Source organism: Amycolatopsis sp. NPDC114478, assembly GCF_055633805.1.
Genome location: NZ_JBVKDO010000023.1, coordinates 14,957 through 35,377, shown reverse-complemented (window position 1 = coordinate 35,377; position 20,421 = coordinate 14,957). Strand labels below are relative to the sequence as shown.

Below are 20,421 nucleotides of genomic sequence, written 5' to 3'. Positions count from 1 at the left end.
GACTGCTCCATGACCACGTCCCGACAGGACCGCATCGCGGCGCTGCCCGCCCACCTGCAGGAAGCGCTGCGCCGGCGGATGGCGGGAGCGGGCGCGCGCACGCCGGAGATCCCGGCCGCCGCCGACCGCTCCCACCCGATCCCGCTGTCGTCGGCCCAGCGCCGGCTCTGGTTCCTCAGCCGGCTGCGCCCCGGCGACCCCGAGTACAACAGCGCGTTCGCCCTGCGCCTCACCGGCGAACTCGACGTCGCCGCCCTGGGCACCGCGCTGCGGCTGCTCGTCGCCCGGCACGAGCCGCTGCGCACGACCTTCACCGAGGTCGACGGCGAAGGCGCGCAGGTCGTCCGGCCGCCGTACGACGTGCCGCTGCCCGTCGTCGACGTCGGCCCGGACGACCTCGACGCCGTGCTGCGCGAGGAGTACGTGCGGCCGTTCGACCTCGGCCGCGGGCCGCTGCTGCGCGCCCTGCTAGCCCGGCTGGGCCCGGCCGAGCACGTGCTGCTCGTCTGCGTGCACCACATCGCCACCGACGGCGCCTCGATGGGCGTGCTCACCGAAGAACTCGGCTTGCTCTACCGCGACGGATCGCACGCCGAGCTGCCGCCGCAGCCCCTGCAGTACGCGGACTTCGCGCTGTGGCAGCACGACCGGCCCACCCGCGCCGCCGGGCTCGAGCACTGGAAAGACCAGCTCACCGGGATCACGCCGCTGGACCTGCCGGCCGACCACCCGCGTCCGGCCACCCGCGGCACCGCGGGCGCGGTCCGCGAGTTCACCGTCCCCGACGCCGTCGCCCGGCGGCTGGCCGAGCTGGCCCGCGCGTCGGAGACGACGCTGTTCACCGTGCTCGTCGCCGCCTGCCAGGCGCTCTTCGCGCGCTACACAGGGCAGGACGACATCGCGCTCGGCACCGTCGTGCAGGGCCGTGACCGGCCGGAGCTCGAGCGGGTCGTCGGGTTCTTCGTCAACACCGTCGTCCTGCGGTCCACAGTGGACGTATCGGTGCCCTTCGCCGACCACCTGGCCACCGCGCGGCAGACGGTGCTGGACGCCTTCGCGCACGACGACGTCCCGTTCGAGGAACTCGTCGACGCCGTGCACGCCGGCCGCGACCCCGGCCGGCACCCGCTGTTCGACGTCATGGTGCTGCTGCACAGCGCCGGCGGCGGCCCGGCGTTCCCCGGCCTCACCGCCGAACCGGCCGAGGTCGCGCGCGACTCCTCGAACTTCGACCTGTCCCTCGAGTTCGAGGAGTCCGGCGGGCGGCTGGCCGGGCTCGTCGAGTACAGCACCGAGCTGTTCGAGGCCGCGACCGTCGACCGGCTGCTCACCCACCTGCTGCGGCTCCTGGCCGGCATCGCCGCGGACCCGGCCCGCCGGATCGCCGACCTGCCGCTGACGACCGAGGCCGAAGAGGCCACGCTGCTGGAGTGGGGGAGCAGCCCGCTCGACGTCCCCGCCACGACCGTCGTCGACCTCCTCGACCACCAGGCGCGGACCCGGCCGGACGCGACCGCGCTGGTCTGCGGCGACGTCCGGCTCAGCTTCGCCGACCTCGCCGCCCGCACCGACGCGCTCGCCGCGGACCTCGCCGCGCGGGGCGCCGGGCCGGACCGCGTCGTCGCCGTGCTGCTGCCGCGCTCGGCCGAGGCGATCGTCGCGCTGTTCGCCGTGCTCAAGGCGGGCGCGGTGCACCTGTCCATCGATCCCGGGCTGCCGGAGGAACGCATTCGCGTCCTGCTGGCCGACACGCGGCCGGTGGTCGTGCTGGACGGCACGGTCGTGCCCACCGGAAGATCGAGACCGGCCGGGCCCCGCCCGTCCGACGCCGCCTACGTCATCCACACCTCCGGCTCGACCGGCACGCCCAAGGGCGTCGTCGTGGAGCACGCGGCCCTGGTCAACCTCCTCGCCAACCACCGGCGCGTGTTCGGACGCGAGCCGATGCGCGTGGCGCTCACCGCGACCCTGTCGTTCGATACCTCGTGGGAAGGCCCGCTGCTGCTGGCCGACGGCCACGAACTGCACCTGATCACCGACGAAACCCGGCTCGACCCGGCCGCGCTCACCCGGTACGTCCGCGACTCGCGCGTCGACTTCCTCGACGTGACGCCGTCCTACCTGCGGCAGCTGCTGCCCGCCGGGCTCCTGATCGGCGAGCACCGCCCGCGGTTCCTGATGGTCGGCGGCGAGGCCATGGACCGCGACCTGTGGCGCGAACTGGCTGCCGCCGACACGGCCGCCCACAACTACTACGGACCCACCGAGTCCACTGTGGACGCCACCTGCGCCCCGGTGACCGGGGACCGCCCGCTGATCGGCCGCCCGCTGGGCAACATCGGCGCGTACGTCCTCGACGAGCACCTGCGGCTCGTCCCGCCCGGCGTGCCGGGTGAACTCTGCCTGGCCGGCGCGCAGCTCGCCCGTGGCTACCTCGGCCGCCCGGGCCTGACCGCCGACCGGTTCGTCGCGAACCCCTTCGGCGAACCGGGATCGCGGCTGTACCGCACCGGCGACCGCGTCCGCTGGGTGGACGGGCAGCTCGAACACTTGGGCCGGATCGACGACCAGGTCAAGGTCCGCGGGTTCCGGATCGAGCCGGGCGAGGTCGAGGCGGCGCTGCGGCCGTTCGTGACCGACGCGGCGGTCGACGTGCGCGGGGGACGGCTCGTCGCCTACGTCGTCGGCGACACCGCCGACTTGAAAGCCGAGCTGTCCCGCACCCTGCCGGCGCACCACGTGCCGACCGCCTTCGTGCGCCTGGACCGGCTGCCGCTGACCCGGCACGGCAAGCTGGACCGCCGGGCTTTGCCGGAACCGGAACTGGCCGCGGCCACGGAGTACGTCGCCCCGCGAGACGATCGCGAGCGGCTGGTGACCCGGGTGTGGGCCGAGGTGCTCGGCGTCGAACGCGTCGGCATCGACGACGACTTCTTCGACCTCGGCGGCGACTCCCTGCGCGGCATCCGGGTCGTCTCCCGGCTGCGCGACGAGCTCGGCGCCGACGTCCCGGCCCGGCTCGTCTTCACCGCACCCACCCCGGCGCAGCTGGCCGCGCAACTGCCCGAGGCGGCCGCGCCGCAGGCGGCGATCCCGCTCCTGCCGCGCGACGGCGGGGCGCTCGAAGCGCCGCTGTCCTTCGCCCAGCAACGGCTGTGGTTCCTCGACGAGTTCGAGCCGGGCAGCACCGAGTACGTCTCGCCGACCGTGCTGCGCCTGCGTGGCGAGCTGGACACCGCCGCGCTGAACCGGGCGCTCACCGCGCTGGTCGCCCGGCACGAGTCGTTGCGCACGACGTTCGCGACCGTCGACGGCCGCGGCGTCCAGGTCATCCACCCGCCGTACGCGGTCGACGTCCCGGTGGCGGACGGTGACCTGGCCGCCGTCCTGAACAGCGCGACCGGCCCGGTCGACCTGCGCACCGGACCCCTGCTGCGCACCGCGTTGACCCGGCTCGCGCCCGATGACCACGTGCTGACCCTGGTGCTGCATCACATCGTCACCGACGGCTGGTCCTCGGGCGTGCTCCTCGGCGAGCTGGCCACGCTCTACGCCGCGTTCAGCCGCGGTGAGGACCCGGCGCTGCCGCCGTTGCTCCTGCAGTACGCCGACTACGCGGTCTGGCAGCGGAACCGCACGGAGTTCGACGAGCAGCTCGGCTACTGGCGGCACCGCCTCGACGGCGTCCCGGTGCTGGACCTGCCCACCGACCGGCCGCGCCCGGCCGTCCGCACCAAGAACGGAGCCCTGCACGAGTTCAGCGTCCCGGCCGGCACCACCGCGCGGCTCAAGGAACTGTCCCGGCAGCACGGCGGCACCCTGTTCATGACGCTGCTCGCCGCCTGCCAGCTGCTGTTCGCCCGCTGGTCGGGGCAGGACGACGTCGCCGTCGGGACCGTCGTCACCGGCCGCGAGCGCACCGAACTCGAAGGCCTCATCGGGTTCTTCGTCAACACCCTCGTCCTGCGGTCCACTGTGGACCTGCGGCGCGGGTTCGACGCCTTCCTCGGCGACGTGCGCGACACCGTGCTGGACGCCTTCGCCCACCAGGACGTCCCGTTCGACCGCGTCGTCGACGACCTGCAGCCCGAACGCGACACCAGCCGCACGCCGCTGTGCCAGGTGATGGTGGTGCTGCACAACACCCCGGACGCCCGGCCCGCGCTGCCCGGCCTCGACGTCGAAGAGCTGGCCCCGCCGGTCATCACCGCCGGGTTCGACCTGATGGTGCACTTCCAGGAGACGGGCGGCCGGCTCGACGCGCTCGTCAACTACAACACCGATCTCTTCGACGCGGCCACGATCGAGCGGCTCACCGGCTGGCTGCGCACCCTCCTGGACGGCATCGCGGCCACGCCGTCGCGCGCACTGGGCGGGCTGCCGTGGCTGACCGATGTCGAGCGTGATCTGGTTCTGCGCGAATGGAATCCGGCCGGTAAGCCGGAGCCGCAGCCGACGCTGCCCGAGCTGTTCGCCGCGCAGGTGGCACGGACGCCGGACGCCGTCGCCGTGACGCACGAGGGCACCGAGCTGACCTACCGCGAACTCGACCGGCGGGCAAACCGCTTGGCCCACCGGCTGATCGCCGAGGGCGCGGGGCCCGAGCGTCTGGTGGCGCTTCGGCTGCCGCGCTCGGCCGACCTCGTCGTCGGGGTCCTCGGCGTGCTCAAGTCGGGCGCCGGGTACCTGCCGATCGACCCGGACTACCCGCCCGCGCGCATCGAGGCGACGCTCGCCGACGCCCGGCCGGTCTGCGTCGTCGACGACGTGGGTGCCGAGGACCGCCCGGACACCGACCCCGGGGTGCGGGTGGCCCCGGAGAACACCGCGTACGTCATCTACACCTCCGGCTCCACCGGCGTGCCGAAGGGCGTGCTGGTCCCGCACGCGAACGTCACGCGGCTGTTCTCCTCGACCGCGCCCTGGTTCGGCTTCGACGACCGGGACGTGTGGACGCTCTTCCACTCCTACGCCTTCGACTTCTCGGTGTGGGAATTGTGGGGCGCGCTGCTGCACGGCGGCCGGCTCGTCGTCGTCCCGGCCGACGTCGTCCGCGCCCCCGAGGACTTCCTGACGCTGCTGGCCGAGCAGCGCGTGACCGTGCTCAACCAGACGCCGTCGGCGTTCTACCGGCTCGGCACGCTGCCGTCGCCGCCGCTGAGCCTGCGGTACGTCGTCTTCGGCGGGGAAGTCCTGGACCCGGTGCGGCTGGCGGACTGGCGCCGCGGGCACCCGGACGGCCCGCGGCTCGTCGACATGTACGGCATCACCGAGACCACCGTGCACGTCACCCACCGCGTCCTCGACGACGACCGCGCCACGGTCGGCGTGCCGATCCCGGACCTGCGCGCCTACGTCCTGGACGCCGATCTCGCTCCGGTCCCGCCCGGCGTCACCGGCGAGCTGTACGTCGCCGGCGCCGGGCTCGCCCGCGGCTACCTGAACCGGCCGGGCCTGACGGCGTCCCGGTTCGTCGCCGACCCCTTCGGCGCGCCCGGCACCCGGATGTACCGCACCGGCGACCTGCTGTGCTGGACTTCCAGGGGCGAACTGGCCTACCGCGGCCGCGCCGACCACCAGGTCAAGATCCGCGGCTTCCGCATCGAGCTGGGCGAGGTCGAGGCGGCGCTGACCGCGCACCCGGACGTGACCGGCGCCGCCGTCGTCGCGCACGGCACCGGCGACACGCGCCGGCTCGTCGCCTACCTGACCGGGACCGTGCCCGGGACCACCGCGCTGCGCGAGTTCCTCGGCCGCTCCCTGCCCGCGCACATGGTGCCCGCGGTGTTCGTCGGCCTGGCCGAACTGCCGCTCAACGCCAACGGCAAGCTCGACCACAAGGCCCTGCCGGAACCCGGCGCGCGCACCGAAACCCGTTATGTGGCACCGCGTACGCCCGAGGAGTCCGTGCTGGCCGACGTCTGGTCGGCGGTGCTCGGCGTCGACCGCGTCGGCGTCGAGGACAACTTCTTCGGCCTCGGTGGCGACTCGATCCTCAGCATCCAGGTCGTCGCCCGCGCCCGGCAGGCGGGGCTGGGGATCTCGTCGAAGGACCTGTTCCAGCACCAGACCGTCGCCGAGCTGGCCCGGGTCGCCACGCCGAGCGCGGCGCCCGTGGTCGTCGAAGAGACCGGGCCCGCGCCGCTCGGCCCGATCCAGTCGTGGCTGGTCGAGCACCTCGACGACCCGTGGCGGCTGACCATGTCCGTCCACGTCGTACTGTCCGCTGTGGACAGAGTCCGGCTCGTCCGCGCGGTCGCCGCGGTGACCGCGCGGCACGACGCCCTGCGCATGCGGTTCTCCCATGCGGACGGCACCTGGCGGCAGGAACCCGCCGCCACCGAGACCGCCGACGTCCTCCGGCACGTCGATCTGTCCGAAGTGGACGACGTCGTCGCCGCGATGCACGCCGAAGCCGTCCGCGCGCAGACGTCGCTGGACATCGCGAACGGCCCGGTGTGGCGGGTCGTGCTGTTCACCTTCGCCGACCGCCCGCCCCAGCTGTTCCTCACCGCCCACCACCTCGTCATGGACGGCGTCTCCTGGCGCATCCTGCTCGGCGACCTCGACCGCGCCTACCACGGCGAAGCGCTGGAACCGGTGGGCAGCTCGTTCACCCACTGGGCCCGGTCGCTGGCCGAGCACGTGAAAATGGGACACCTCGACAAGCACGCCGCGTATTGGGAAACTGCCCTCCGTGGTGCGCGGACGGACCTCCCGGTCGACCACCCCGGCCGCGACCGCGCGAAGTCGGCGCGCGCGGTCTCGGTGTCACTTGGCCGGGCCGAGACCGCGGCGCTCCTGCACGACGTGCCGGCGGCGTACCGCACCGAGGTCAACGACGTCCTGCTCAGCGCCCTCGGCCGGGTGCTCGCCCGCTGGACGGGCCGCCCCCGCGTCGTCGTCGCGATGGAAGGCCACGGGCGCGAGGAAATCGCGGCCCCGCTGGACCTGTCCCGGACGATCGGCTGGTTCACCGCCCAGTATCCCTTGGTTCTCGCGGTGCCCGACGGCGATTGGGGCGAAGTCCTCAAGGCCGTCAAGGAACAGCTGCGCGCGGTGCCCGACAAGGGCGCCGGGTACGAAGCGCTGCGCTACCTGAGCCCGCCGGACGCGCCCGGTGCCGCGCTGCGCGACGACCCGGCTCCGCGGATCTCCTTCAACTACCACGGGCGCTGGGACGTCGAAGGCGACGGCTGGTACCAGGGCCGTGGTGAAGCCCTCGGGCACGACAGCGACCCCGACGGCACCCGGCCGTACCTGCTCGACGTCGTCGGCGTCGTCGAAGCCGGCGAGCTGCACTTCACCTGGGAGTACTCCGAAGAAGTGCACGACGAGACCACCGTCCGCGCGCTCGCTTCGGAGCTGGTCGACGCTTTGGCCGAGGTGGTGGACCACTGCGCCGGCGCCGGTGGCCGCACCCCGTCCGACTTCCCGCTGGCCCGGCTCGACCAGGCCACCGTCGACCGGCTCGCCGGCGACGGCCGCGACGTCGAGGACCTCTACCCGCTCACCCCGCTGCAGGCCGGGATGGTGTTCCACAGCCTGGTCGACCGCGATTCGAGCGCGTACTTCGACCAGTTCCGCCTGCGGCTGGCCGGCGTCCGCGACCCGCGCGCGCTCGCCGAGGCGTGGCAGCGCGTGGTGGACCGGACGCCGATCCTGCGCAGCAGCATGGTCTGGGACGGCGTCGACGAGCCGCTCCAGCGTGTCCACCGGCACGTTCGCGTCCCGGTCGGGCAGCACGACTGGCGTGACCTGGCCGAGCCCGAGCAAGAGGCGGCCCTGGCGTCGCTGCTCCAGGCCGACCAAACGGCCGGGATGGATTTGGCGGCACCGCCGTTGATGCGCCTGGAAATCGCGCGCGTCGCCGACGACGAGGTCCAGCTGGTCTGGACGTCGCACCACGTCCTGCTCGACGGCTGGAGCACGGCGCAGGTCTTCGGCGAGGTGGCCGAGCAGTACGCGGCGATCGCCGGCGGCCGCACCGCCGAGCTGGCCCCGCGCCGCCCGTTCCGCGACTACCTCGCCTGGCTGGCGGCCCAGGACCACGCCGAAGCCGAACGCCACTGGCTGGCCGTGCTCGGTGACTTCTCGGCTCCGACGCCGTTGCCGTACGACCGCCGTCCCCAGGAGGCTCACCGCGCCGAGTCGGCCGCCGAGGTGCGCGTCGAGCTGTCCGATTCGGAGTCGGCCCGGTTGCGCGAGGTGGCGAAGGCGGCCGCGCTGACGGTGAATTCGGTCGTGCAGGGCGCGTGGGCGCTGCTGCTGGCCCGCCACAGCGGCGAGTCCGACGTCCTGTTCGGCACCACGGTCTCCGGGCGCCCGGCCGAGCTGCCCGGCGTCGAGGCGATGATCGGCATGTTCATCAACACCGTGCCGACCCGCATCGAGGTCCACAATGGACTTCCGGTGACCGAATGGCTGCGAGGAATCCAGGGCTCGCAGGCCGAAGCGCGGCGGTACGACTTCCTCGCGCTGTCGCGGCTGCAGGCGTTCACCGAGGTCCCGGCCGGCACGGCGTTGTTCGACAGCGTGGTGGTCTTCGAGAACTACCCGATCGAGGACAGCGGGCAGGACGGCGTGCGGGTGCTGGACGTCAGCTCGCTCGACACGACGAGCTACCCGCTGAACCTGACGGCGTTCCTGCACGACCGGCTGGGCCTCGAGCTGTCGTACGACCCGCGGCTGTTCGACGAGCCGACGGTCCGGCGGCTGGCCGGGCAGCTCGCCCACCTGGTCCGCGCCATCGCCGCCGACCCGGACCGCCGCCTGGGCGAGCTGTCCCTCTCGACGCCCGACGAGCGGCGGGAACTGGTCGAGGCCGGGGTGGGTGCCGCGCTCGATGTCCCGGCGGGCACGGTCCTGGACGTGTTCGAAGCGACGGTGGCGCGCACCCCGCACGAGACGGCGCTCGTCTTCCGCGGCACCCGGCTGACCTTCGCCGAGCTCGACGCCCGCGCCACCGAGCTGGCGCGCGGGCTGACCGCCGCGGGGGCCGGGCCCGAGCGGGTGGTGGCGATCAGGTTGCCGCGCTCGGCGGAGGCGGTCATCGCGATCCTGGCCGCGTTCAAGGCCGGGGCGGCTTACCTGCCGATCGATCCGGGGCTGCCCGAAGATCGGGTGCGGATGCTGGTCGAAGACGCGAGCCCGGTGGTGGTGCTGGACGGCACCGAACCGCCGCGAGCAACGGCCACCACGGCAGTACGCCCGAGTCCCGCGAACACCGCCTACGTCCTCTACACCTCCGGGTCCACCGGGCGCCCGAAGGGCGTGCTCGTCGAGCATCGCGGCCTGATGAACATGCTCGCGAACCACCGCGGCGTTTTCCTCGGCGGTCCCCGGATCCGGGCCGCGCTCACCGCGTCGTTCTCCTTCGACACCTCCTGGGAGCCCCTGCTCGCCCTCGTCGACGGCCACGAGGTGCACGTCTTGGACGACGACACCCGGCTCGATCCGCACGCCGCCGTCCGGTACGTCCGTGACCACCGGATCGACCTGCTCGACCTCACCCCGACCTACCTGCAGCAGCTCCTCGGCGCCGGCCTCCTCAGCGGGGAGCACCGGCCCGCCACCGTGCTCGTCGGCGGCGAAGCGACCGGTGAGGCGCTCTGGCGCGAGCTGGCCGGTTCCGGCGTCAGCGCCCACAACTACTACGGCCCGACCGAAGTGACCGTCGACGCCACGCACGCGCCCGTCACCGGCGACCGGCCCTCGATCGGGCGGCCCCTGGCCAACCTGGCGGCCTACGTGCTCGACGCGGCCGGCCACCCCGTGCCCACCGGGGTGGCGGGGGAGCTGTTCCTCGCCGGACCCCAGCTGGCCCGCGGCTACCTCAACCGGGCCGGCCTGACCGCCGACCGGTTCGTCGCCGACCCCTTCGGGCCGCCGGGGTCCCGGATGTACCGGACCGGCGACCGCGTGCGCCGGGCCGCCGACGGCCGGCTCGACTACCTCGGCCGCGTCGACGACCAGGTCAAGATCCGCGGCTTCCGCGTCGAACCGGGCGAGATCGAGGCCGTGCTCCGGCAGCACCCGGCGGTCACCGACACGACGGTGGTGGCCCGCGAGGGCCGGCTTGTCGCCTACGTCGTCGGTGAGACACGCGAGCTGCGGACGTGGCTGCGCGGCCGCCTGCCGGACTACCTCGTGCCGTCGGCGTTCGTGGCGCTGACCGCGATCCCGTTGAACCGCAACGGGAAGATCGACCGCGCCGCGCTGCCCGCGCCCGAGCGGGACGCCGAAGCCGAATACGTCGCTCCGAAATCGGCGACCGAGATCCGGCTCGCCGAAATCTGGGCCGACGTGCTGCGCGTCGAGCGCGTCGGGCTCACCGACAGCTTCTTCGAACTCGGCGGCGACTCGATCACGAGCATGCGGATCACCTCCCGCGTCCGCGCGGAGTTCGACGTCGAGGTCTCGCCGCGCGCGTTGTTCACGGCGCCCACGCTCGGCCGGTTCGCCGCCGGGCTGCCCGGGCTGCGGGCCACCGCGCGGCCGATCCCGGCCGTGCCCCGCGACGGCGCCCTGCCGCTTTCCTTCGCACAGCAACGGTTGTGGTTCCTGGACGAGTTCGAACCGGGCAGCACCGAGTACCTCTCGCCGACGGCGCTTCGGCTGCGCGGCGAGCTCGACGTGCCCGCTTTGCGCCGGGCGCTGAACGCCGTCGTCGCCCGGCACGAGTCGCTGCGGACGACGTTCGGGACCGTCGACGGCCGGGGCGTCCAGCTCGTCCACGAGCCCCACGACGTCGAGCTGCCGGTCGAGGACTTCACCGAAGAGGCGCTGACGCGGGAGCTGCGGGAGCCGTTCGACCTGCGCACCGGGCCGCTGCTGCGGGTGCGTCTGTTCCGGCAGGCGCCCGACGAGCACGTGCTCCTGCTGGTGCTGCACCACATCGTCACCGACGGCTGGTCCTCCGGCGTGCTGACGTCCGAACTCGACGCCTGCTACACCGCGTTCACCCAGGACGCGGAGCCGAACCTGCCCGCACTGCCCGTGCAGTACGCCGATTTCGCCGTCTGGCAGCGGGAATCCCTCGACGGCCCGGTGCTCGCCGAGCAGCTCGGCCACTGGCGCGAACGCCTCGACGGCGTGGCGCCGCTCGAACTGCCGACCGACCGCCCGCGCCCGCCCGTGCGCACCACCGAGGGCGACTGGGTGGAGTTCACCGTGCCGGCCGAGGTCACCGCGCGGCTCAAGGAGCTGGCGGGCGAGGGCGACGGCACGCTGTTCATGACCCTTGTCGCCGCTTGCCAGGTGCTGCTCGCCCGGTGGGCGGGGCAGGAGGACGTCGCGGTCGGCACGGTCACCGCCGGCCGCGAACGTCCCGAGCTGGAACGGCTGATCGGCTTCTTCGTCAACACCCTGGTCCTGCGGTCCACTGTGGATGGTAAACAGCCGTTCCGCGAGTTCCTCATTGACGTGCGGACCACGGTCCTCGACGCCTTCGCCCACCAGGACGTGCCGTTCGAGCGGGTGGTGGACGCGGCGCAGCCGGTCCGCGACTCGAGCCGGACCCCGCTGTTCCAGGTGATGGTGGCGCTGCAGAACACCGGCGACGAGCCGGGCGGCGGCAGCCTGGCGGCCGAGGAGGTCGCGCTGCCGATGACGTCCGCGACCTTCGACCTGCTCGTGCAGTTCGAGGAGCACGACGGCACCCTGCGCGGGGCGATCAACTACAGCACCGGCCTGTTCGACGCGGCCACGATCGAGCGCGTGGCCGCACGGCTGCGGGTCCTGCTGAGCGAAGCCGCGGCGGACCCGGACCGGCCCGTCGGCGACCTTTCGCTGTTCCTGCCCGGTGAGCGTGAGGACGTGCTCGCCACGGCCCCGCGGGATCCGCGCCCGGACGTCACGTTGCCCGCCCTGCTGCGCCACGACTCCGACGACGTCGCCGTGTCCGACGACCGGGTTTCCCTCAGCCACCGCGAACTGGACGTCCGCGCCAACCGGCTGGCCCACCGGCTGCTCGCCGCCGGGGCGGGGCCGGAGACCCGGGTCGCGGTCCTGCTGCCGCGGTCGGCGGACCTGCTGGTGGCGCTGCTGGCGGTGCTCAAGACCGGGGCGGCGTACGTCCCGATCGACCCGGGCTACCCGGCCGACCGGATCGCCTACATGCTCGAAGACGCGCGTCCGGTCTGCGTGCTCGACGACGTCGACGCATCCGGTTTCCCGGACCACGCACCGGAAGCCGCGCTCGACCCGGAGCAGCCGGCGTACGTCATCTACACGTCCGGCTCGACCGGCCGGCCCAAGGGCGTGGTCGTGAGCCACCGCGCGGCGGCGAACTACCTGCGCTGGGCGGTCGACGCGTACCCGGGCCTGGGCGGCACCGCCGTGCTGCACTCCTCGGTGTCGTTCGACCTCACCGTCACGACGCTTTTCGGCCCGCTCCTGGCCGGTGGCCACATCCGGGTCGCCGACGTCCTGGAAGCCGAGCCCGTGCCGTGCACGTTCCTCAAGGCGACGCCCAGCCACCTGCCCGTCCTGGCGGGCGACCCGCGAGACCTCGTCGTCGGCGGCGAACAGCTGCTCGGCGACGTGCTGGACCGGTGGCGGCAGGCGCACCCGGGCGCGACCGTGATCAACGAGTACGGGCCGACCGAGACGACGGTCGGCTGCATGGAGTACCGCGTCGAGCCCGGGGACACGGTCCCCGCCGGGCCGGTCCCGATCGGCCACCCGATCCGCAACACCCGGCTCTACGTGCTCGACGCCGGGCTGAACCCGGTCCCGCCGGGCATCCCCGGCGAGCTGTACATCGCCGGCGACGGGCTCGCCCGCGGCTACCTCGACCGGGCCGGGCTGACGGCGGCGCGGTTCGTCGCCTGCCCGTTCGGGCCGCCGGGGGAGCGGATGTACCGCTCGGGCGACCGGGTGACCCGGCGGCCGGACGGCGAGCTGGTCTACCACGGCCGCGCCGACGAGCAGGTCAAGATCCGTGGCCACCGCATCGAACCCGGCGAGATCGAAGCCGCGCTGCGCGCGCACCCGGCCGTCACCGACGCGGCCGTGCTCGCGCGGGACGGGCGGCTGGTCGCCTACGTCGTGCCGGACGCCGAACCGGACCTGCGCGAGTTCCTCGGCCGGTCGCAGCCGGACTACATGCTGCCCTCGGCGATCGTCGCGCTGGACGCGTTGCCGGTGACCCGCAACGGGAAGCTCGACCGGGCCGCCCTGCCGGACGCCGACGCCGAAGAACACCGGTACGTCGAGCCGTCCGGACCGGTCGAGCCGGCGCTGGCCGCGATCTGGGCCGAGGTGCTGGGCCGCGAGCGGGTCGGCGCGCGCGACAACTTCTTCGAACTGGGCGGGGATTCGATCCTCAGCATCCAGGTCGTGCACCGCGCTCGCCTCGCGGGACTGCGGATGCGCTCGAAGGACCTGTTCGCCCACCAGACCGTCGCGTCGCTGGCCACCGTCGTCACCGCGGCCGACGACGGCCAGGCGCACCACGAGGCCGTCGTCGGCGAAGTCCCGCTCACGCCGATCCAACGGTGGTTCCTCGACGCGGAGCCCGCGAACCCGGCCCACTTCAACCAGTCCGTGCTGCTCGAACTGGCCGGGCCGCCGAACGAGGAGGCGCTGCAGCAGGCGCTCGACGCCGTCGTCGCCCACCACGACGCCCTGCGCCTGCGGTTCACCCGGGACGACGGGCAGTGGCGGCAGCACAACGACGCCCCCGAACCGCCGGTGCCGTTGCGGATACTGTCCACTTCGGACCCGGAAGCCGTCGCCGACGAGGTGCACGCGAGCTTCGACCTCGCGCGGCCACCGCAGCTGCGGGCGGTGCTGTTCGCGCCGGACCGGCTCTTCCTCGCCGCGCACCACCTGGTCGTCGACGCGGTGTCGTGGAGCATCCTGGTGGAGGACCTCGAGCGGGCCTACGGCCAGGTCCTGGCGGGGGAGAAGCCGGACCTCGGCTCGAAGACGACGTCGTTCCGCGACTGGGCGCGACGGCTGCGGGAGTTCGCCGAAGGCGGCGCCCTGGACGACCAGCGCGAGTTCTGGGCGCGGGAGCTGCCGGGCTGCGCGCTCCCGCTCGACCACACCGGCGACGGCCCGGCCGCGGTCGAGTCCGTGCCGGTCGAGGTCGGCGAGCGCGACACCGACGCCCTGCTGCACCTGGCGCCCGGCGCGTACCGGACGCGCATCAACGACGTGCTGCTCAGCGCGCTCGCGTGGGCGGTCCGCCGGTGGACCGGACAGGACTCGGTCGCCATCGACCTGGAAGGCCACGGGCGTGAGGAGGTCATCGACGGCGTGGACCTGTCCCGGACGGTCGGCTGGTTCACCACGCTGTTCCCGGTCGGGCTGACGATCGACCCGGACGCGGACTGGCGCGCGCTGGTCAAGTCCGTGCGGCGGCAGCTGCGGGCGGTGCCGGGCAACGGGTTCGGCCACGGCGTCCTGCGCACCTACCGGTTCCCGGAGCTGGGCGCGAACACCCCGCAGCTGGCGTTCAACTACCTCGGGCAGGGTGACGGCACGGGCGGCGGCGACGGCCTCTTCCGCGCGTCGCACCCGCCGATCGGCCGCGAGCAGGACCCGGCGAACGTGCCCGCGCACCTCCTGGAGGTGGTCGGCGGCGTGCGGGCGGGCCGGCTGGAGTTCACCTGGTTCTTCCGGCCGGACCGGCACGACCGCGCGACGGTCGAGGCCGTCGCCGCCGGGTTCGCCGACGCCCTGCGGCGCATCGCCGCCGACTGCCGGGGGGAGGAAGCGTGAGCGCGCCGAGCGACGTCAAGCTGTCCCGCAACCGGGACTACCGCCTGCTGTGGAGCGGCCAGGTCGTCTCCGAGGCCGGGTTCAGCACCACGACGATCGCGTTCCCCTTGCTGGTCCTGGCGATCACGGGCTCGGCCGCGCAGTCCGGGCTGGTGCTCGGCGCGATCGCGATCGCGCAGCTGGTCGCCGGGCTGCCGGCCGGCGCCCTGGTGGACCGGTGGTCGCGCAAGCGGATCATGCTCGGCTGCGAGGCCGTGCAGGCGCTCGGGGCGGCGAGCCTGGTGCTCGCCCTGTGGTGGGGCGTGGCCGGGGTGGCGCAGCTCGTCGTCGTCGCCGTCCTGATGGGGCTGTGCCGGGCGTTGTTCGAGCCCGCCGAGGAAGCCAGCCTGCCGCGGCTGGTCAGCACCGAGCAGGTGCCTTCGGCGGTGGCGCTGAACGCGGCGCGCACCAGCGCCGGCCAGTTGTCGGGCACCGCGCTCGGCGGGTTCCTGTTCGCCCTGGGCCGGCTCGTGCCGTTCGTCTTCGACGTCGTCGCGCACGTGGTCGCGTTCGTGTCGCTGGTGTTCGTCCGCCTGCCCGCGCGGCCCGAACCGGCGGCGGACCGGCCGCCCGCGCACCTGGGCCGCGAAATCGCCGAAGGGCTGCGCTGGGTGTGGCACCAGCCGCGCGTGCGCGTCACGGCGGTGTGCGCGATCGTCCTGAACCTGTTCTTCGCGGCGTACTACCTGGTGATCATCGTGCTGGCGAACGAACGCGGCGTACCGCCCGGCGAGATCGGCGTGATGGCCGCGATGCTCGGCGCCGGCGGCATCGCCGGGGCGCTGGCCGCGCCGTACCTGCACCGCCGGTTCACCCCGTACACGCTGATCATCGGCGTGTTCTGGGGACTGACGCTGCTGACGCCGCTGGCGGTGTTCGTGCGCGGCGGCTACCTGATGGGGCTGCTGTTCGCGGCGATGGCGTTCCTGGCCCCGGCGGCCAACACGACCATCAACACCTACCAGCTGCTCTACACACCCGACGAGCTGCGCGGCCGCCTCGGCGGCGTGATGGGCGTGACCGGCGGGCTGGCCGCCGCGCTCGGCCCGGCGCTCGGCGGCTGGCTCGTCGACCTCCTCCCCGACTCGGCCGCCGTGCTCACCTGCGCGGGGGCGATCGCGGCGGTCACCGTGCTGACGACGTTCAGCCGGACCCTGCGCGGCTTCCCGGCCGTCGCGGACCTCGAAGAAGAAACCCTCAACCCCAAGGAGTCCTGATGGACGAGAACACCACCTACCAGGTCCTGGTCAACGACGAGGGCCAGTACTCCCTCTGGCCCGCGGACAAGGAGGTCCCGGCCGGCTGGCAGCCCGACGGCACGCGCGGCACCCGGCAGGAGTGCATGGACCACGTGGACGAGGTGTGGACCGACATGCGGCCCCGCAGCCTGCGGGAACGGATGTCGGCGGGCTGAGGCCGGCGGACGCCCGGGCTCCGGCCCGGGCCCTCGCCCGGGTTCACTGCGCGCGGCGGGTGGCTTTCGGCGGGGTGGCCTGCCGCAGCAGGGTCACCGCTTGCTTGGCGGCCAGCGTGAACAGCCCCATCGTGATGTCCGGCTCGCCGAACACCACGAGCAGGAGCGACGCTTCGATGGGGAAGACGCCGACGTAGCCGGAGCTGCCTTCGAACATCGCACCGCGGGACTCGCCGATCTTGGCCTGGGCGGCGAACTGGGTGGCGAGCCCGACGGCCGCCGCCGACATGGCGGCGACACTGTCCGGCTCGATGGCGTCGTTGTCGTTGGCCAGGACCAGGCCGTCATAGGTGGCGACGAGCAGTCCGGCCACCTGGTCGACCTGGTCGCGGATCCGGCGCAGCGCCTCCCGCGTCTCGCCCGGGTCGGGCGGTGGGCTCGCCACGGCCGGATCGGGCGGCGGGCCGGTGTCCGCGGACGGGCGGCGGATCGGCAGCGGGCCGCCCGGGTACTGGCCGTAGGTGTCGGCACCCCTCATACGGAGAGACTGGTCTCGATGCGCTTGAGGCTGTGGCGGGCGAGCGCGAGGTTCGCGCGTTCGCGGTCCAGCGCCAGGTAGAGGAACAACGTGGAGTTCCCCCGCGCCGTCAGGGGCCGGATCAGGTGGTACTGGCGGTTCAGCGTGATGAGGATGTCCTCGATCGCGTCGTCGAGCCCGAGCGAGGCCATGACCCGCAGCTTCGCGCGGACGACCTCGGTGTTGCCGGCGGCCGCGACGTCCAGGTCGAGCCATTCACCGCCACCCGCTGAGCCGAGCGACATTCCGCTGTCGTAATCGACCAGCGTCGCGCCGAGCGCGCCGGGAATGGACATCGCTTCTTTCAAAGCCAGTTCGATCGTCATGGGGAAAGGGGCCCTTTCGCTTGCGAAGGCATGTGACGTTATGTGTTCGCGAAGGTTTCCCGTACGACCAATCGGAGCAACTTGAACGCGGTTCGCGGCGGTATTTCTGCCGGGGCCCGGTGGATTCTTCTCACACAAGGTGAGCGAGTGCGGAATTCGTTTTCTGTGCCGGACCGCCGTCAAGCGGATCTGCAAATTGCAGGTCGCAAACAGCGGCCGGATCAGCCGGACGTGTTGTCCGCGTACGTCACGGTGATGTTCTTGAACCCGAGGGACTGCAGCAGGCCGACCAGCATCGTCTTCGTGTTCCGCTCCGCGTCGGCCACGAGCGTGCTCTTCCCGGCCGCCTCGCCGATCTTCTTCTGGGCCAGCTCGTACAGCGCCTGCTGCGAATTCGGGTTGCCGTTCAGGAAGTCGTTGACCCGGGTGAACAGGCCCTGCTGCTGGGCGTACACATAGGACTCCTTGACGTCCAGGTTCGCCGGCTCCAGCTGGGCGTGGGGGAGGGTGATCGTGGCGGACAGGCGGTCGTCGGACACCTTGACCGCGTCGCCCTTCAACCGGGAGAAGTCCACGTACGAGTTGTCCGTGCCCACGCCGACGAACATCGTGTCGCTGCCCACGAGGAAGCTCGGCAGGATCGAGCTCGTCGTGATGTCGACGATCACCTGGAACGACCCGCTCGCCGCCTCGTAGCGCGACAGCTCGACGATCGACTGCAGCAGCACCGGACCCGAGCGCTCCTCGGTCTTCTCGGCGAAGGGGTTGCGCAACTGGGGTAACAGGTGCACCGCCGACGCGACCAGCACCGCCACCGCCAAAAGCACCACTGCCACCCCGAGCGCGACCAGCCGCTTGCCCCAAGCTCCCATGCCGCAAGGTTACCCAGGCCGGCGCGCGGTCAAGCGGGCCCGGCGGTACGGTGTCCGGTGTGCGCAAGTCCGTGTGGCTGTGGATCCTGGTGATCGTCGTCGTCATCGTGGTGCTCGGGCTGATCTTCGGCGGGTACCGCAAGGGCGAGAAGCTCGGCGAACCCGCCGGGCCCGTGGCGGCGTGGAGCGTCGCCCGGGCGGCTTGACGCCCAGGCGACGCTGTCGTCCACAGTGGACCTACCGGCCGCGGCTCAGCGGGCCGCGCAGGTCGACGTGACGCCGTCGGCGCTGCCGGTGCCCTGGAAGCCGAACTCGGTGGACTGACCGGCCGCCACACTGCCGTTGTAGCTCACGTTGGTCCAGGTCACCGCCCCGCTGCTGCCGCTGTTGCCGGCGCTCCAGCCGTTCGTGACCGCCGCGCCCGCCGGCAGGTTCGTCGTCACCGACCAGCCGCTGAGGGCGCTCGACCCGGCCGTGACCCGCACCGTGGCCACGAAACCGCCGTTCCACGAGTTGAGCGACACCGAGCTGGTGCAGCCGGCCGGCCCCGAGGTGGTCGGGGTGGTCGGTGTCGTGGGTGTCGTCGGCGTGGTGGGTGTCGTCGGCGTCGTGGTGGCGCCGCCGGCGTTCAGCGCGTCGAGGACGCTGGTGTACGCGGCCTTCTTGTTGCCGTTGGCGTCGAACAGGAGCGGGTTCTCGCCGGTGCGCCAGGAGTCGCTGTCGCGGATGCCCCACACGGTGATGCCGGCGCAGCGGGCGACGGCCATGCAGGCCCGCGTGACCGTGCCGTACACCGCGGCCTGGTTCGACCCGGAGATGTCCAGCTCGGTGATCTGGACTTCGACGCCGAGGGCGGCGAACCGCTGCAGGTTGGCCTGGTAGTCGCCCGGAGCGGAGTTGCTGAGGTGCGACTGGAAGCCGACGCAGTCGATCGGCACACCGCGGGCCTTGAAGTCCTGCACCATGTTGTAGACGCCGGTGCTCTTGGCGTTGACGCCGTCGGTGTTGTAGTCGTTGTAGCAGAGCTTCGCGCCCGGGTCCGCGGCCCGCGCGGCGCGGAACGCGGCTTCGATCCAGTCGTTGCCGGTGCGCTGGAGGTTCGAGTCCCGGCGTCCGCCACCACCGCCGTCGGCGAACGCCTCGTTCACGACGTCCCACGCGTAGATCTTGCCCTTGTAGTGGGTGGCGACCTGCGTGACGTGGTTGATCGCGGCCTGGCGCAGGGCGGAACCGCTGAGGCCCTGGGCCCAGCCCGGTTGCTGCTGGTGCCACAGCAGGGCGTGGCCGCGCACCCGCTTGCCGGTGCTGACGGCCTGGTTGAGGATGCGGTCGCCGCCCGAGAAGGAGAACTGGCCCTGGCTGGGCTCGGTCGCGTCCCACTTCATCTCGTTCTCCGGCGTCACCATGGAGAACTCGCGGTCGAGGATGCCGACGTACGTCGAGTCCCCGAGCTTCCCGGCCGAGACGGCGGTGCCGAAGTACCGGCCGGTCTGGGCGGCCGACGCGCCGAGCGTCGAGGCCGCCCCGGCGGACGTGGCGAGCACCAGCGAAACCCCGAGCGACGTCGCCAAGAACGTCGACGCGAGTGCGGCGCGCGAGATCGGTTTCATGGCTCCGCCCCTCAGCCGATGCTCGTCGAGAAGGAGTTGACCGCGAGGCCGACGCCGCCGCTCCACGGCTCGAACCCGGCCTGGATGCTGGTCAGGTACCAGGACCGGTCCACCCGGGTGCGGTTGTCGACGTCGTTGACGAAGTCCATGACGTTGAACGACCAGCCCGAGATCGCCGACTGGGCCACGTAGGACACCACGTCGTTGCCGCCGTTGTTGCCCTGCCACACTTCCCAGCTCCGGCCGCCGATCGTCGTCGTGCCGACCCGGCCGCCGACCGGCTGCACGCCGCCGACGTGGTTGAACCAGATCATCAGCTCCATCTGGTTGACGCCGTTCGTCTTCGCGGTCGGGTCCATCCAGATGTCGTAGGAGGCGTCGAAGGTCGAGCCGCCGACGTAGGTGTAGGAGATCGACGACGGCGCGCTGCCGATCCGGCTCAGCTGCCGCGGCAGGGGCGAGCCGGGGGAGCAGTTCCCGTAGTGGCACCCGAGGTAGACCGCCGGGTACGACAGGGGCGCGCCGCCGCTGGTCGAGCCCTGCTGGGTCTGGATGCGGAACCCGCTGCCGGTGACGTTGATGCACTGCTGGGCGCTGCTGCCCCAGCGGTTGTTCATGACCACGTACCGGCCGCCGATCGTGGTCGAGCCGTACTGGTCGCAGATCAGGGTGTCCGCGTGGGCGGCCGGCGCCGCGCCGACGACCGGGGCCAGCAGGCCGGCCGTGAACAGTGCTACCGCGGACAGGGCGTGCTTGAGTTTCACGTGCCGCTCCACTTCGTCGTGGGGAACGCTTCTGGGAGCGCTCTCAGCTCGGACCGTTCTCGATGAAACCACACCGGAACCGGCGAGCA

At 72.7% G+C, this 20,421-nt stretch carries 9 protein-coding genes; 4 read left to right on the top strand and 5 right to left on the bottom strand.

Annotation, left to right across the window (positions count from 1 at the left end; translation table 11 throughout):
* Positions 1-9: 9 nt before the first annotated feature.
* The 3 genes from ACZ7OH_RS42005 to ACZ7OH_RS41995 are packed head-to-tail and all read left to right on the top strand — an operon-like array spanning position 10 to position 16,183.
* Positions 10-14,730 carry a non-ribosomal peptide synthetase gene (locus ACZ7OH_RS42005; RefSeq protein ID WP_470285999.1) on the top strand — a complete coding sequence of 4,907 codons (14,721 nt, stop codon included), beginning with the start codon at positions 10-12 and terminating at the stop codon, positions 14,728-14,730.
* Positions 14,727-15,986 (top strand): MFS transporter, encoded by a 1,260-nt coding sequence (locus ACZ7OH_RS42000; RefSeq protein WP_470285998.1) that lies wholly within the window; start codon positions 14,727-14,729, stop codon positions 15,984-15,986. The genes ACZ7OH_RS42005 and ACZ7OH_RS42000 overlap by 4 nt, the downstream gene beginning before the upstream one ends.
* The gene (locus tag ACZ7OH_RS41995; RefSeq protein WP_400881891.1) at positions 15,986-16,183 is read left to right on the top strand and encodes an MbtH family protein; all 198 of its coding nucleotides are present in this window, start codon (positions 15,986-15,988) and stop codon (positions 16,181-16,183) included. The genes ACZ7OH_RS42000 and ACZ7OH_RS41995 overlap by 1 nt, the downstream gene beginning before the upstream one ends.
* A gap of 43 nt (positions 16,184-16,226) precedes the next feature.
* Here ACZ7OH_RS41995 and ACZ7OH_RS41990 read toward each other — a convergent pair whose 3' ends face one another.
* The 3 genes from ACZ7OH_RS41990 to ACZ7OH_RS41980 all read right to left on the bottom strand — a co-directional run bounded on the left by ACZ7OH_RS41990 (position 16,227) and on the right by ACZ7OH_RS41980 (position 17,958).
* On the bottom strand, positions 16,227-16,721 hold the full coding sequence (locus tag ACZ7OH_RS41990) for a roadblock/LC7 domain-containing protein (protein ID WP_470285997.1): 495 nt from the start codon (positions 16,719-16,721) through the stop codon (positions 16,227-16,229).
* Positions 16,718-17,086: a hypothetical protein gene (locus ACZ7OH_RS41985; RefSeq protein ID WP_470285996.1), complete on the bottom strand. Its 369-nt coding sequence runs from the start codon at positions 17,084-17,086 to the stop codon at positions 16,718-16,720. Before ACZ7OH_RS41985 ends, ACZ7OH_RS41990 begins: the two co-directional genes overlap by 4 nt.
* Before the next feature lie 221 nt (positions 17,087-17,307).
* Entirely contained in the window at positions 17,308-17,958 is a 651-nt protein-coding gene (locus ACZ7OH_RS41980) for a DUF4230 domain-containing protein (protein WP_470285995.1), read from the bottom strand.
* Between the two features lie 59 nt (positions 17,959-18,017).
* Here ACZ7OH_RS41980 and ACZ7OH_RS41975 point away from each other — a divergent pair, with 59 nt between their 5' ends.
* The gene (locus ACZ7OH_RS41975) at positions 18,018-18,164 is read left to right on the top strand and encodes a hypothetical protein (protein WP_400890526.1); all 147 of its coding nucleotides are present in this window, start codon (positions 18,018-18,020) and stop codon (positions 18,162-18,164) included.
* Between the two features lie 45 nt (positions 18,165-18,209).
* On the opposite strand, the gene ACZ7OH_RS41970 is transcribed toward ACZ7OH_RS41975, so the two are convergent.
* Positions 18,210-19,568 carry a glycoside hydrolase family 10 protein gene (locus ACZ7OH_RS41970; RefSeq protein WP_470285994.1) on the bottom strand — a complete coding sequence of 453 codons (1,359 nt, stop codon included), beginning with the start codon at positions 19,566-19,568 and terminating at the stop codon, positions 18,210-18,212.
* An 11-nt stretch (positions 19,569-19,579) separates the two neighbouring features.
* Positions 19,580-20,332 carry a GH12 family glycosyl hydrolase domain-containing protein gene (locus ACZ7OH_RS41965; protein ID WP_470285993.1) on the bottom strand — a complete coding sequence of 251 codons (753 nt, stop codon included), beginning with the start codon at positions 20,330-20,332 and terminating at the stop codon, positions 19,580-19,582.
* Between the last annotated feature and the right edge of the window lie 89 nt (positions 20,333-20,421).

Excerpts from the sequence above, each read along its gene's own strand:
- ACZ7OH_RS41970 (WP_470285994.1), bottom strand. The coding sequence starts at position 19,568 with ATGAAACCGATCTCGCGCGCCGCACTCGCGTCGACGTTCTTGGCGACG.
- ACZ7OH_RS41990 (WP_470285997.1), bottom strand. The coding sequence starts at position 16,721 with ATGAGGGGTGCCGACACCTACGGCCAGTACCCGGGCGGCCCGCTGCCG.
- ACZ7OH_RS41985 (WP_470285996.1), bottom strand. The coding sequence starts at position 17,086 with ATGACGATCGAACTGGCTTTGAAAGAAGCGATGTCCATTCCCGGCGCG.
- ACZ7OH_RS42005 (WP_470285999.1), top strand. The coding sequence starts at position 10 with ATGACCACGTCCCGACAGGACCGCATCGCGGCGCTGCCCGCCCACCTG.
- ACZ7OH_RS41980 (WP_470285995.1), bottom strand. The coding sequence starts at position 17,958 with ATGGGAGCTTGGGGCAAGCGGCTGGTCGCGCTCGGGGTGGCAGTGGTG.
- ACZ7OH_RS41995 (WP_400881891.1), top strand. The coding sequence starts at position 15,986 with ATGGACGAGAACACCACCTACCAGGTCCTGGTCAACGACGAGGGCCAG.